Origin of the sequence: Gordonia neofelifaecis NRRL B-59395 (assembly GCF_000192435.1) — a bacterium.
GTDB lineage: Bacteria > Actinomycetota > Actinomycetes > Mycobacteriales > Mycobacteriaceae > Gordonia > Gordonia neofelifaecis.
The window spans coordinates 1-12,792 of the sequence record NZ_AEUD01000020.1 but is presented as its reverse complement, the minus strand read 5'-3'; the positions used below and the strand labels follow the sequence as shown (position 1 = coordinate 12,792).

The 12,792-nt window shown below is 70.8% G+C and carries 11 protein-coding genes; 8 read left to right on the top strand and 3 right to left on the bottom strand.

The features are described 5' to 3' along the window. Positions 1-14 precede the first annotated feature (14 nt). Genes SCNU_RS17735 through SCNU_RS17710 form a run of 6 tightly spaced genes read left to right on the top strand, consistent with a single transcriptional unit; the run spans position 15 to position 7,764 of the window. Entirely contained in the window at positions 15-1,271 is a 1,257-nt protein-coding gene (locus SCNU_RS17735) for a DegT/DnrJ/EryC1/StrS family aminotransferase (RefSeq protein ID WP_009680794.1), read from the top strand. Next, positions 1,272-2,105 carry an SDR family NAD(P)-dependent oxidoreductase gene (locus SCNU_RS17730; RefSeq protein WP_009680793.1) on the top strand — a complete coding sequence of 278 codons (834 nt, stop codon included), beginning with the start codon at positions 1,272-1,274 and terminating at the stop codon, positions 2,103-2,105. Continuing rightward, positions 2,102-3,250: an acetyl-CoA C-acyltransferase gene (locus SCNU_RS17725; RefSeq protein ID WP_009680792.1), complete on the top strand. Its 1,149-nt coding sequence runs from the start codon at positions 2,102-2,104 to the stop codon at positions 3,248-3,250. Before SCNU_RS17730 ends, SCNU_RS17725 begins: the two co-directional genes overlap by 4 nt. Next, positions 3,247-5,433, top strand: a complete 2,187-nt coding sequence (locus SCNU_RS17720; protein WP_009680791.1) for an acyl-CoA dehydrogenase family protein — start codon at positions 3,247-3,249, stop codon at positions 5,431-5,433. Before SCNU_RS17725 ends, SCNU_RS17720 begins: the two co-directional genes overlap by 4 nt. A 10-nt stretch (positions 5,434-5,443) precedes the next feature. Beyond that, positions 5,444-6,640: an acyl-CoA dehydrogenase family protein gene (locus SCNU_RS17715; protein ID WP_009680790.1), complete on the top strand. Its 1,197-nt coding sequence runs from the start codon at positions 5,444-5,446 to the stop codon at positions 6,638-6,640. After that, on the top strand, positions 6,637-7,764 hold the full coding sequence (locus SCNU_RS17710; protein ID WP_009680789.1) for an acyl-CoA dehydrogenase family protein: 1,128 nt from the start codon (positions 6,637-6,639) through the stop codon (positions 7,762-7,764). Before SCNU_RS17715 ends, SCNU_RS17710 begins: the two co-directional genes overlap by 4 nt. Positions 7,765-7,790: 26 nt before the next feature. On the opposite strand, the gene SCNU_RS17705 is transcribed toward SCNU_RS17710, so the two are convergent. From SCNU_RS17705 to SCNU_RS17695, 3 genes are all read right to left on the bottom strand, one after another. After that, positions 7,791-8,561 (bottom strand): IclR family transcriptional regulator, encoded by a 771-nt coding sequence (locus tag SCNU_RS17705; protein WP_009680788.1) that lies wholly within the window; start codon positions 8,559-8,561, stop codon positions 7,791-7,793. Between the two features lie 9 nt (positions 8,562-8,570). Next, on the bottom strand, positions 8,571-9,371 hold the full coding sequence (locus SCNU_RS17700) for a mycofactocin-coupled SDR family oxidoreductase (RefSeq protein WP_009680787.1): 801 nt from the start codon (positions 9,369-9,371) through the stop codon (positions 8,571-8,573). A gap of 133 nt (positions 9,372-9,504) precedes the next feature. Beyond that, positions 9,505-10,614, bottom strand: a complete 1,110-nt coding sequence (locus SCNU_RS17695; protein WP_009680786.1) for a CaiB/BaiF CoA transferase family protein — start codon at positions 10,612-10,614, stop codon at positions 9,505-9,507. Between the two features lie 184 nt (positions 10,615-10,798). On the opposite strand from SCNU_RS17695, the gene mftE reads away from it, so the two are divergent. Together mftE and mftF are read left to right on the top strand one after the other, a co-directional pair. Then, positions 10,799-11,512 carry a mycofactocin biosynthesis peptidyl-dipeptidase MftE gene (mftE, locus tag SCNU_RS17690; RefSeq protein ID WP_009680785.1) on the top strand — a complete coding sequence of 238 codons (714 nt, stop codon included), beginning with the start codon at positions 10,799-10,801 and terminating at the stop codon, positions 11,510-11,512. Then, positions 11,509-12,792 (top strand): mycofactocin biosynthesis glycosyltransferase MftF (mftF, locus tag SCNU_RS17685; protein WP_009680784.1); only part of this gene is annotated, 1,284 nt, incomplete at its 3' end. The genes mftE and mftF, both read left to right, overlap by 4 nt.

Here is a 12,792-nt window from a genome sequence, read left to right as displayed (position 1 = left end):
CTCAGGAGAGACACATGACCACCAGCACATCCACAGCTGCAACACCCCCACCCGGGACATCCACACCCGAGCGCATCACGTACGCGCGGGCCACCCACGGGCCCGCCGAGATCGCCGCGGTCAACGAGGTCCTGAATCGCGGTCCGCAGGGCCTGCGCATCGGCGCCGCCGTCAACGGCATGGAGACCCGCGTGCCCGCCCTCAGCGGCAAGCGGTACGGCGTGATGACCAACTCCGGCTCGTCCGGACTCTACGTGGCCGTCGACCTCCTCGGCCTGGAGCCGGGCGACGAGATCATCACGTCGCCGCTGACCTTCTCCACCGACGTCGCACCCATCGTCCGGGCGGGCCTGGTCCCGGTGTTCGTCGACGTCGTGCCCGACACGGTGAACATCGACACGGAGAAGATCGAGGAGGCGATCGGACCGCGCACCCGCGCCATCCTGGTTCCGAACCTCGCGGGCAACGCACCCGACTGGGACCGGATCCGGCAGATCGCCGACGCCCACGGCCTCGCCGTCATCGAGGACACCTGCGACGCGCTCGGCGCCACCCTCCGCGGCACGCCCACCGGCGCCCGCGCGGACCTCTCGGTGACCAGCTTCTCGATGGCCCACATCATCACCTGCGCGGGAACGGGCGGCATGGTGATGATGGATTCGGCCGACGAGCGCGACCGGGCACTGCTGCTGCGGCGGTGGGGCAGGCGCAGCGAGCCGCATCTGTTCGGCGACCGCGGCACCGGCCGCGTGTTCCGTGAGGATCTCGACGGCGTGCCCTACGACAACGACTTCATCTTCGACGACGTGCTGGCCTGGAACTTCGAGCCCTCGGAACTCGGGGCCGCCTACGGACTGGTCCAGCTCGACAAGCTCGCCGCCAACTACGCGCGGCGCAAGGAGATCTTCGCCCGCTTCACCGAGGCGTACGCGCAGTTCCCCGACTTCTTCACCACACCCCGTCAGACGGCCGAACTCGACACCGCCTGGCTCTGCTATCCGGTGCTCGTCAACGAGGACGCGCCGTTCTCGCGGTCGGACCTGCAGGAGTCGCTCGAGGCCGCGGGCATCGACACCCGCACCGTCTGGAGCGGGAACATCACGCGGCACCCGATGATGTCGAAGGTCGCCTACCGCGCGCCGGAGGACGGTCTGCCCGGAGCCGACGCCGTCTTCGCCCGCGGGATGACCCTCGGGATGAGCCACGGACTCGAAGACCGTCACGTGGACCGCATCGCCGAGGCGATCGCCGACTTCGCGAAGGAGCGTTAGATGACCGGACGATTCTCCGGCCGTCGGGCCCTGGTGACCGGTGCCAGCCGCGGCATCGGCGCCGCGGTCGCCCGGCGGCTCGCCGCCGAGGGGGCGGACGTCGCGATCGTCGCCCGCACCGTCGACGACCACGCCCACTTGGACGGCAGTCTCACCCGGACCCTGCAGCAGATCTCGGTTCACGGGGGCAGATCCGCGGTGATCGCCGCCGACCTCGGCGACCCGGAGCAGCGCACGACGATCGTCGAGCGGGCGGTCGACGCCCTCGGCGGACCCGTCGACATCCTCGTCAACAACGCTGCCGCCGCCATCTACCAGCCGATGCTCGGCTACCCGGCCAGGCGCAGGCGGATCACCTTCGAGGTGAACCTGTTCGCGCCGCTCGACCTGGCCGCGGCGGTCGTGGACGGGATGCGTGAGGCCGGCTCCGGCTGGATCGTGAACATCACCAGCGCCACCGCCCGGCCCGCTGCCGGGCCGCCGTTCCGGCTGATCCCGCCGGGGACCGCGATGGGCGTCTACGGATCGTCGAAGGCGGCGCTCGATCGCGCGACCAACGCACTCGCGGCGGAGGTCTACGGGACCGGCATCCGGGTCAACGCGGTGGCTCCGAAGCACGCCGTTCTCACCGAAGGCGCGCGGGCGCTGGTCGGCGACACCGTCACCGACGACATGCTCGAACCGGTGGAGGCGATGGTGGAGGCCGTCGTCGCCCTGTGCGACTGCCCCGCTGAGACGACCGGCGGTGTGCACGCGAGTCTCGACCTGATCGACGAACTGGGCGTCACAGTCCGCGACCTCGACGGCAGGCTTCCCGATGAGGCGGCGCTGTGACGGCGCCGGTGATCCTCGACGCCGTGCGCACTCCGTTCGGCAGGCGCGACGGTGCACTCGCGCAGCTGCACGCCGCCGAACTGCTCGGCATGGTGCAGACGGCGTCGATGGTTCGCGCGGGCGTCCCCGCCGACGCCGTCGACCAGGTGATCGGCGGTTGCGCGACGCCGCTCGGGGAGCAGTACGGCAACATCGTGCGGACCGCCTGGCTGCACGCCGGGCATCCCACCGCTCCCGGAATCACCGCGGTCGACGCCATGTGCGGCACATCGTTGCAGTCGCTCAACCTGTTGGCGGGGCAGATCGCAACGGGCGCGGTCGACGTCGGCGTCGCCTGCGGTGTCGAGGTGATGTCGCGGGTCGGGCTGACCGCCAAACAGGGACTCGGCCTCGGCACCCCGCGGCCGGCGAGCTGGACGATCGCCAGTCCGGACCAGTTCACCGCCGCCGACCGCATCGCCGTGCGGCGCGGCTTCTCGCGGCGCGATCTGGACGAGTTCGGCGTGCGGTCGCAGACCCTCGCCCGGCGGGCATGGGACGAGGGCCGGATGCGGCGTCAGGTGCTGTCGGTGACGGCGCCCGCCGACGAGGCCGGTGACGAACCGACCGTCGTGACCCGCGACGAGGGACTGCGCGACACCGGACTCGAGGCGCTCGGTCGGCTGCGGACGGTCGTGCCGGACGGGCTGCACACGGCGGGGACGTCGTCGCAGATCTCCGACGGGGCGTCGGCGGCGGTCATGGCGTCCGCCGGCTACGCGGCCGCCAACGGGCTCGCGCCGCGCGGGCGCATCGTCGCTCACATCGCGGTCGGCGGCGACATGCAGTACCTGCTCGACAGCGGGATCGACGGCGCCCGAAGGCTTCTCGGTCGCACCGGTCTGACGGTCGCCGACATCGACCTGTTCGAGGTGAACGAGGCCTTCGCATCCATTCCGATGTCGTTCGCGAAGGAGCTGTCGGTGCCCGAGGACAAGCTGAACGTCAACGGCGGCGCCATCGCCGTCGGTCATCCGGCCGGTGCCACGGGTATCCGGCTGACCGCCTCCGTGCTCGACGAGCTGGAACATCGTGACGCGCAGTTCGGTCTGATCTCGATCTGCGCCGCCTCGGCGACGACCTGCGTCATCGTGGAGCGGCTGTGAGCGCCCCGACCGTCGGCCTCGATGCCGACACCCGTGCCCTCGCCGATTCGGTCCGCGGTCTGGCGGCACGCGTCGCTCCGCTCGCCGCGACTCGGGAGTCGCTCGACGACTACGGCCGCGGTGAGTCGGGGCGACCGTTTGCCGCGCTGGTCGATGCCGGCTTGCATCGGATCCACCTGCCCGAGCGCTTCGGGGGCGACGGAGCCGGCCTGACGGAGGCCGCAGTGGTTGTGGAGCAGCTGGCTCACGCGCTGGTCCCCGGACCGCTGGCCCACAGCATCACCGCGTCCGCGGCCGTCGCCGCCTGCCCGGTGTCACCCGCGGCCGATGCGCTGCTCGCCTCGTTCGCCGCAGGCGCCACCGGCGTGCTGCTCACCGATCACCGGTTCGAGGTCCGCTTCGACGATCGCGGCGCCGTCGTGACCGGCGTCAGTGAGGCGTTCACCGGGGTGCCGGGTGCGCACCACGTGCTGGTGACGGCGAGCGACGGCGACCGAGACCACCTGGTCCCGTTGAGCCCTGCGACCGAGGGTGTGCGGATCGAGGCGATCGACGGGACCGACCTGACGGTCGGGACGGGCATCGTGCACGCCGATGAGGTGCGGGTGCCGATCCGCGACCTCGTCGTCGCCGATCGCGGCGCCGTCGAGCTGGTCCGGTCCACCCTGGCCGCCGCACAGGCGGCAGGCGTCGCGCAGTGGTGCCTGTCGGCGACGGTCGACTACATCGACACCCGTAAGCAGTTCGGCCGGGCCGTCGGCTCGTTCCAGGCCGTCGCGCACAAGGCGGCGATGCTGCTGGTGGACACCGAACTGCTGCGCACCGCGGCAGGGGCCGGCGCGGGAGCCGCAGACGAGTCCGCGGAACAGCAGCGGCTCGCGGCGCTGTCCGCGGGCCACGCGGTGGCCGCACTCGCGGCCGAGATCCCGATGGAGGCCACACTGCTGCACGGGGCGATCGGCTTCACCTGGGAGTACGACCTCCATCTGTACTGGCGCAAAGCGATCGCGATCGCCGCCGACCTCGGGCCCACGGACGGCTGGGCCCGTCGGCTGGGCGAGGCGGCGCGCCGCGCGGAGCGATCGCACCGGCTCGCCGGGCCGGACGACGAATCCGCGCTGCGGGCAAGCCTGGCCGGACCGCTGGACGCCGCCCGAGCCGCGCTCACCGCCGGCGACCACGACCGCGTCCGACGGATTCTGGCGGACGCCGGAGTCGTCGCTCCGCACTACCCGCCGCCGTTCGGGCTGGCCGCCACGCCGCGCCAGCAGGACGCGATCGCCCAGGAACTGTCCGCGCGCGGCATCGCCGCGCCCGATCTGGTCATCGGGGAGTGGATCCTGCCGACGATCATCGACTACGGCTCCGAGGCGCAGCGCGACCGCTTCCTGCCGCCGTCCCTGCTGGGCCGGCTCGTCTGGTGTCAGTTGTTCAGCGAGCCGGAGGCCGGTTCGGACCTCGCCTCGCTGCGTACCACCGCGACGAAGGCCGACGGCGGCTGGGTACTGCGCGGGCAGAAGGTGTGGACCTCGAACGCGCACCTCGCCGACTGGGGTGCGTGCCTGGCGCGCAGCGACGCCTCTGCGGCGAAACACGAGGGGATCTCGTACTTCCTCGTGGACCTGCGGTCGCCCGGCGTCCGGATCCGGCCGCTGCGGCAGGCCACCGGGCGCGCGGAGTTCAACGAGGTCTTCCTCGACGAGGTCTTCGTTCCCGACGACTGCCTGGTGGGTGCACCGGGACAGGGCTGGACGCTCGCCACCGCGACCCTCGGCTACGAGCGGACCGCGATGGGACGCAGCATGGGCCACGGATCGGCGGCAGCGCTGCGGGCGGCCGTCGAGGACGGTTCCGTCCCCGCAGCCGAACCCGTGATCGCCGCGCTCGGCAGGCTCGCCGGCCGCGAACTGCTACTCGCCGGACTCGGCATGCGGACCGCGCTGGGCGATGCCACCGGCGCGGATATGCGGGCAGGCGCCAGCGTCCGCAAGGTGTACGGCGCGATCGCCCAGCGCGACGGTTCGCTCGACACACTCGCGGTCGTCGGCCGCCACGCCAACGTGGCCGCGGCAGGCTACGCGATCGATCATCTCGGGCTGCCTGCCGTGCTCACCGGCGGCGGCACCATCGAGATCCAGCTGAATGTCATCGCCCGGCGGCTGCTCCGGCTGCCGGGCAAGTGAGGAGACCCCGATGAGACCAGACCTGTCCGATCGGACGAAACGACTGCGCACGGAACTGCGCGACTACTTCGCGGACTTGATCGACGACGACGACCGCCGCGACCTCGTCGACCAGACCGAGGGCGGCCCCACCTTCACCCGGCTGCTGCACCGCATGGGCGCCGACGGCTGGCTGGGGCTGGGCTGGCCCGAGGAGTACGGCGGCCGCGGCGAGGATCCCGAGGCACTGTACGTCTTCTACGACGAGGTGGTCCGGGCGAACGCCCCACTGTCCCTGGTCACCCTCAACACCGTCGCCCCGGCGCTGATGAAGTACGGCACCGACCGGCAGAAGGCGTTCTTCCTGCCCGACATCCTGGCCGGAACGCTGACCTTCGCGATCGGCTACACCGAGCCGAACGCGGGCACGGATCTGGCGGCCTTGAACACCCGGGCCGTCGTCGACGGCGACGACCTCGTCATCAACGGCAACAAGATCTTCACCAGCGCCGGTATGTACGCGGACTGGGTGTGGCTCGCCGTCCGCACCGACCCGGAGGCACCGACGCACAGCGGGATCTCGGTCGTCATGGTCCCGACCAGCTCGCCGGGATTCTCGGTGACCAGAATCGACACCGTCGGCGGCATCGACACGTCGGCCACCTACTACGAGGACGTCCGGGTCCCGCTCGCCAATGTGGTGGGGGAGCTCAATGCCGGCTGGTCGATCATCACCGACCAGCTCAATCACGAGCGCGTGGCGCTCGCCGCCCGCGGCGGCATCGCCAATCAGCTGTTCGACGAGGTACTCGACTGGGCGCAGACGCCGACGGACGGACTGCCCGCGGCGTACGAGCAGCCATGGGTGCGGTCGGAGATGGGGGAGCTGTACGCGCGGCTGGCGGCGACCGATCTGATCAATCTCAAGCTGGTCTCCGACATCGCGGGCAACACCCTCTCCGGCGGCGACTCCGCAGCCGCCAAGATCTTCGGCACCGAATCGGTGGTGGCCGCCTACAACACGCTGCTCGGCGTGCTCGGCTCGGCGGGAGCGCTGCGTCCGGAGTCGCCGGGTGCGGCCGTGCACGGCCGGGTGGAACACCTCGGCCGCCGCGCGCAGAACAACACCTTCGGCGGCGGCAGCAATGAAGTGATGCGGGAGATGGTCGCCGCACGCACCCTCGGAATGACCCTGGGCTCACGTCGGCGAAAGGACGCGAAGAAATGAACTTCGATCGGGATGAGACGCTGCTCGACCTGGCCGGACTGGCCGCCGACGTCTTCCGGCAGTACGCCGAGGTCGGACGCATCGAGAAGGTCGAGGCCGACGGCGGATTCGACCGTGAGCTGTGGGCGAGCCTCGCCTCGACCGGACTGCTGGCGGCACCGCTGCCGGAGGCCGACGGCGGCGCGGATCTCGGGACGACCGGACTGGTCGCGATCGAGGAGCAGCACGGTGCCGCGGTGGCACCGGTACCGCTGTGGCCGGTGGTCGCCGGTGCGGCGCTCCCACTGAGCCGCTTCGGTTCGGCCGAGCAGCGCGCCCGCCGGCTGCCGTCGATCGTCGACGGTTCCACGATCGTCGTCGGCGCGCCCGGTGCGCAGGACCGGCTGCGGCTGACTCCGTCCGGGGACGGGTATCGGCTCGACGGGAACGTGCCGATGATCGAGGGCGCGCCGGTCGCGGACTCGTTCCTTCTCCCCGCGGACCTCGGCGGACGCACCCGTCTGGCATTGGTGTCGGCCGCCGCCGACGGTGTGCAGGTGGACTCGGCGTCGGTGACCTCGCGGGTCTCCGCGGGCGCCGTGCGTTTCGTCGGGGCCGTCGTCGACGAGCTGCTGCCCGATACCGACGGCGTCGACCAGGGGCGCTGGCTGCTGGACCGCTGCCGGATCGCCCAGGCCGGGCTCCAGCTCGGGGTGGGCCGGGAGGCGTTGGCGCGCACCGCCGCCTACACCAGCGAGCGGGAGCAGTTCGGGCGTCCGCTGTCGACCAATCAGTCCGTCGCGGTGCGGGCCGCCGACGCCTATCTCGACACCCAGGCGCTGGCGTTGACCACGATGAAGGCCGCGTGGCTGGCGGACGGCTGCGGTACCGGCGAGGCGGACTCCCGCATCGAGGTGACGGTGGCGTCCTGTGTCGCGACATGGTGGGCGTCGCACGGAGGACTGCGCGTGGTGCATGCGACGCAGCATCTGCACGGCGGCCTGGGCGCCGACATCACGTATCCGATCCACCGATACTTCTTGTGGGGCAGGCAGATCGCGTTCACCAACGGCACGGCCGCGCAGGTGGCGGCCGAACTCGGTGAATTGGTGCCGTCCGCTCCGGCGATCGGCGGCGCGGCCTGACGGCTACCCGACTGCGCCGCCCCGGGTCACCGGCGGCGGCGCAGGTCGGGGAACAGGGACGCGCTGGTGGCGGTCGCCGCGGCGACGACCACCGGTGCCAGCGACTCCAGATGGACGGCGCGGCGGGCGGCGACCGAGATCGAGGCGACCGGACCGTGCGGCCCCATCACCGCGGCCGCCACCGAACTGATGCCGATGGTGCAGCGGTCACCGAACGAGAAGGCGACGCCCCGGGCGGCGCGGACACGGTTGAGGCGGTCGTGCAGACCGGCGGCACCGGGGCCGCCGACCGAACTGCACAGGGCGCCGCCGCCCATCAGCCGGTCCACGTCCTCCGGCTGCATGCCCGCCAGGAGCACCTGACCGCTCACGGTCTCGTCGGCGGCGAGCTGTGCTCCGACGCGGGACGGGATCGATCGGTTCGCCGGCCCGCCGACCTTGTCGAGATAGTGGACGAATCGGCCCTCCAGCACGCCGAGGTGGCACACGCCGCCGGTCTGCATGTTCAGATCGGCGAGCGGATCTGCCGCCGCGGCGCGCAGCGTGGAGTAGTCGACGGCGGTCCGGTTGAGCGCGGCCGCCCGTCGGCCGAGCCGATACCCGGCGGGACCGTGCTCGAGCCATTCCAGGGCGACGAGTTGCTGCAGGATCCGGAAAGTCGTCGACCGAGGCAGTCCGGTGTCGGCGGTGACGTCGTCGAGGCTCGCGCTGTGCCGCCCGTACGCGAACACGTCCATGACGGTCGCGGCGCGCTCCAGGACGCCGGGTCGCGGCGCCGTTCGATCTGCTGTCGTCATCGGTCGCCGTCAGACCTTCGAGTGCCCCATGTCGATCTGGAACTCGGCACCGGTGACGGACTTCGCCGACGACAGGTAGAGGACTGCGTCCGACAGGTCGTCGAGGCTGGCGACCGGGTAGTGGCCGAGCAGCGACGGGAAGTGCATGCCGTACTCCTCGAAGGCCTTCATGGCGGAGGTGTCCTCGAGTCCCATCGGCGTGTGGACGGCGTACGGATGCACGGTGTTGACGCGAACCTGCTTGGGCCCCAGCTCCTTCGCCGCGGTCTGCGCGAGACCGCGGAGGCCGAACTTGGACGCCGAGTAGGACGCCTGAACGGGCATCGCCTTGAGTCCGGCGACCGAGGAGATGATCGTGACGCTTCCGCCGTTGCCCGCATCCAGCACGGCGGGGATCGCGGCCTTCAGCGTCTTCCAGGTGCCGACGAGATTGACGTCGACCACGTCGGTGAACTGCTCTTCGGTCAGCTCCCAGGTGAGGCCCCAGGTCAGGATGCCCGCGTTCGCCACGATGTGGTCGAGGCGGCCGAACTGCTCGACGCCGTCGGCGACCAGCTGCTGCTGAAAGGCGAGGTCGCGCGTGTCGCCCTGGCGAGCGAGGATCTTGCCGCCGGCCTCCTCGACGAGGCGCACGGTCTCGGCGAGGTCGTCAGTGGTCGACGACGGGTAGGTCATGTGCTCGGCCACCGGGCCCGCGATGTCCATGCCGATGATCGACGCGCCCTCGCGCGCGAAGCGGAGCGCATGATTGCGTCCCTGTCCTCGGGCGATACCGGTGATGTAGACGACCTGTCCGTCGAACTGTCCCATGCTCGTGTGCCTCTCGTTGTGTGCAGAGGAAACTATAACATGTTCTAGTTATGGGTTCGGTGCGATTTCGGACTCGACGTCACAGGCTGGTCGAGCAGCTCGGGGCGGTTGCTCGACCAGCCTGGGACGGTCGCTACTGCCAGACGGTGGCGGGGTCGGTGGCCTCGCGGACCGGGCCGGTCGGCGTCTCGGTGGCAGAGCGCGCGAAGCGCGGGGCCACCTGGGCCTGCATCACGCCGTCGATCTCGACGAGGGTGCCGCGCGCGGCGAGATGCGGATCAGCAGGCGCCTCGGTGTAGTCGAGGATCGGCGACGTGCAGGCATCGGTGCCGTCGAAGATCGCGGCCCACTCGTCGCGCGTCTTGGTCTTGAACGTGTCGGTGAACGTCTGCTTCAGCTCACCCCACTTGGTCACGTCCAGCTGGTTCGGCAGTGACTCGGGGTCGAGTTCGAGGCCCTTGAGGAGCTCCGCGTAGAACTGCGGCTCGATCGCGCCGACGGCCATCCACTTGCCGTCGGAGGTCTCGTAGACCTCGTAGAACGGGGCGCCGGTGTCGAGGAGATTGACGCCGCGGCGATCCTGCCACAGGCCGGTTCCGCGGAAGGCCCACATCATCTGACCGAGCACGGACGCGCCGTCGCACATGGCGGCGTCGATCACGTCGCCCTTGCCGGACACCGACCGCTCGACGAGCGCGGCGAGCACGCCCATGACCAGGAACATCGAGCCGCCGCCGAAGTCGCCGACCAGGTTCAGCGGCGGGGTCGGCTTCTCGTCGGGGCGACCGATGGCGTGCAGCATGCCGGTCAGCGAGATGTAGTTCATGTCGTGGCCGGCGAGCTCGGCGCGCGGACCGTCCTGTCCCCAGCCGGTCATCCGGCCGTAGACCAGTGCGGGGTTCACCGCGTGCAGGTCGTCCGGGCCGAATCCGAGACGCTCCATGACGCCGGGGCGGAATCCCTCGATCACCACGTCGGCCTTGGCGACCAGATTGAGAATGGTCTCGCGGTCGGCCGGATTCTTGAGGTTCGCCTCGATCATGCGGCGGCCGCGGAGCAGGGCGTCGGCGTTCCGATTCGGGTCGGGGAGCTGGCCCGGTCGTTGGACGCGCAGGACGTCGGCACCGAGGTCGGCCAGCAGCATCGCGGCGTGCGGTCCGGGGCCGATGCCCGCGAACTCGATGACTCGGATGCCGGCGAGCGGGCCGGAACGGCCGGACGGCTGACGGGTGGGAGAAGTCACGGGAAAGCTCCGATCGCAGGTCTGACCATCGCGAGATCGCGTGGTCCATGTCACGTTCGGTCGTCACTATACATATGTACCGGAACGGCACTGATGGGGTCCGTGGTTCGCCTGGGGTCCGCAGGGAGGGAAATCGGGGCCCAACGGTTCCCTAGCGAGGGTCCGCATCGGTAACGTTGTCGCAATGACACCGGCGACCGAATTGGCGTCCCGGACGTGGCATGAACTGGTCGGGACCGAGCCGACGATAGTCGTGCCGATCGGGGCCGTCGAGCAGCATGGCCCACATCTGCCGCTGGACACCGATCACCGCATCGCGGTCGCAGTTGCTCGCGAAGCAGTTGCTGCCCTTGGTGATTCATCGAACGTTCTGCTCGCCCCGGCGATTCCGTACGGCGCTTCAGGCGAGCATGAGGGTTTTCCCGGAACCGTCTCCATCGGTCGTGAGGCCTTGGAACTGGTCGTTCTCGAATACGGCCGCAGCGCCATGCGATGGGCGGGCAGACTGCTCTTCGTGAACGCTCACGGAGGCAACGGTCAGGCGCTTGCGACCGCGGTCGCGCGACTGCGATACGAGGGCCGGGATGCGGCGTTCTTCCCCTGCGCCTTCCCGGGCGCCGACGCCCACGCGGGCCACACCGAGACGAGCGTGATGCTGAGTCTTGCCCCGGACGACGTGCGCCGGAGCCTCGCCGCGGCGGGTAACACCTCGCCGATCGCGGCCCTGCTCGGTCCGCTGCGGGAAGGCGGGGTGGCGGCGGTGTCGCCGAACGGCGTCCTCGGCGACGCGACGGCGGCCGATCCCGACCACGGCACGGAACTGCTGGCCGGACTCGCCGACCGACTCGCGGTCGGGTTGCGGGACTGGAATGTCGACGAGGCCGGGAGGCTTCGGTGACCGTACCTCCGATCAGGGAACTGCCGGTCGGGTTCCAGGTCCAGATCGACCCTCGCTGCGTGCGGCACGGCGACCTTCGGAATCTCGTCGGCGGGTCACCGCTGCGAGTGCTCAAGATGTCAGACAAGGCCCTCGGCATGACGTCGGCCGACGGCCGGATCGAGGTCTGCGATGCGGGCACGCGCAATCTGGCCCGGACGCTACTCGACGCCGGCATCGCGCATCCGCGGCCGATGGCCGGTCCGCAGGAGTCGGATGTGACGGTCGTGATCCCGGCCCACGACAACCAGACAGGCGTCGATCGGCTGATCGAGGCACTGCCCGGGCTCCGGGTCATCGTGGTGGACGACGCGTCGGAGCGACCGCTGACGGTCGTCGACGACGACCGAGTCCAATTGATCCGGCTCGATGTCAACTCGGGCCCCGGCGCCGCGCGGAACGCCGGATTCGATGCCGCCGAGACAGACTTCGTCGCCTTCCTCGACTCCGACACGGTGCCCCAGGGCGAGTGGCTCACGATGCTGCTCAGTCACTTCTCGGACCCCGTCGTCGGGATCGTCGCCCCCCGGATCGTCGGACTCGACGACCCCGCCGGCGATGACGGCGGGCGTCGTCCGGTCGCCGCCTACGCCAACGGCTTCTCGTCGCTCGACATGGGGCCCAACGAGGGGCCGGTCCGGCCGGGCACTCCCATCGCGTACGTGCCGAGCGCGGCGATGGTGGTGCGCCGCACCGCATTCGGTCGCTTCGACGAATCGCTGCGGGTCGCTGAGGACGTCGACCTCTGCTGGCGCACGCACGCCGACGGATGGGCGGTGCGGTACGACCCGGTCGCTCACGTCGCCCACGACCACCGGCAGTCGCTCCGTGCGATGCTCGACCGCAGGAGGTTCTACGGCACCGGGGCTGCGGAACTCGCGCGCAGGCACGACGGGCTCGCGGCGCCGGTGATGACGAGCATCCCGCTGGCGATCGCCGTGCTGGCCCTGGTGACGCGCACGCGGATCGGCCTCGGCATCGCCCTGATCCTGTCCGGGTGGATCTTCCGCCGCATTCGCAAACCGCTCGACGGCGTTCCCGCGCGCGACGTGATCGCGGCACGCAACGTCGGCCGGGCGCTGGGGTACGGCGTACTGCAGATATGGTCCGCGGTGCTCCGGCACTACTGGCCGCTGTCGTTGCTCGGCCTGCTCGTCTCGGCGAGGTTCCGCCGTTGGTTCCTGGAAGCCGCGATCGCCGAGGCCGCCGTGATGTGGCTGCGGTCGCGGATCCCCGAGCCG

What these genes read in the sequence shown, in the direction of transcription:
- SCNU_RS17735 (WP_009680794.1), top strand. Translation starts at nt 15, where the DNA reads ATGACCACCAGCACATCCACAGCTGCAACACCCCCACCCGGGACATCC.
- SCNU_RS17700 (WP_009680787.1), bottom strand. Translation starts at nt 9,371, where the DNA reads ATGGGACAGTTCGACGGACAGGTCGTCTACATCACCGGTATCGCCCGA.
- SCNU_RS17710 (WP_009680789.1), top strand. Translation starts at nt 6,637, where the DNA reads ATGAACTTCGATCGGGATGAGACGCTGCTCGACCTGGCCGGACTGGCC.
- mftE (WP_009680785.1), top strand. Translation starts at nt 10,799, where the DNA reads ATGACACCGGCGACCGAATTGGCGTCCCGGACGTGGCATGAACTGGTC.
- SCNU_RS17715 (WP_009680790.1), top strand. Translation starts at nt 5,444, where the DNA reads ATGAGACCAGACCTGTCCGATCGGACGAAACGACTGCGCACGGAACTG.
- SCNU_RS17705 (WP_009680788.1), bottom strand. Translation starts at nt 8,561, where the DNA reads ATGACGACAGCAGATCGAACGGCGCCGCGACCCGGCGTCCTGGAGCGC.
- SCNU_RS17730 (WP_009680793.1), top strand. Translation starts at nt 1,272, where the DNA reads ATGACCGGACGATTCTCCGGCCGTCGGGCCCTGGTGACCGGTGCCAGC.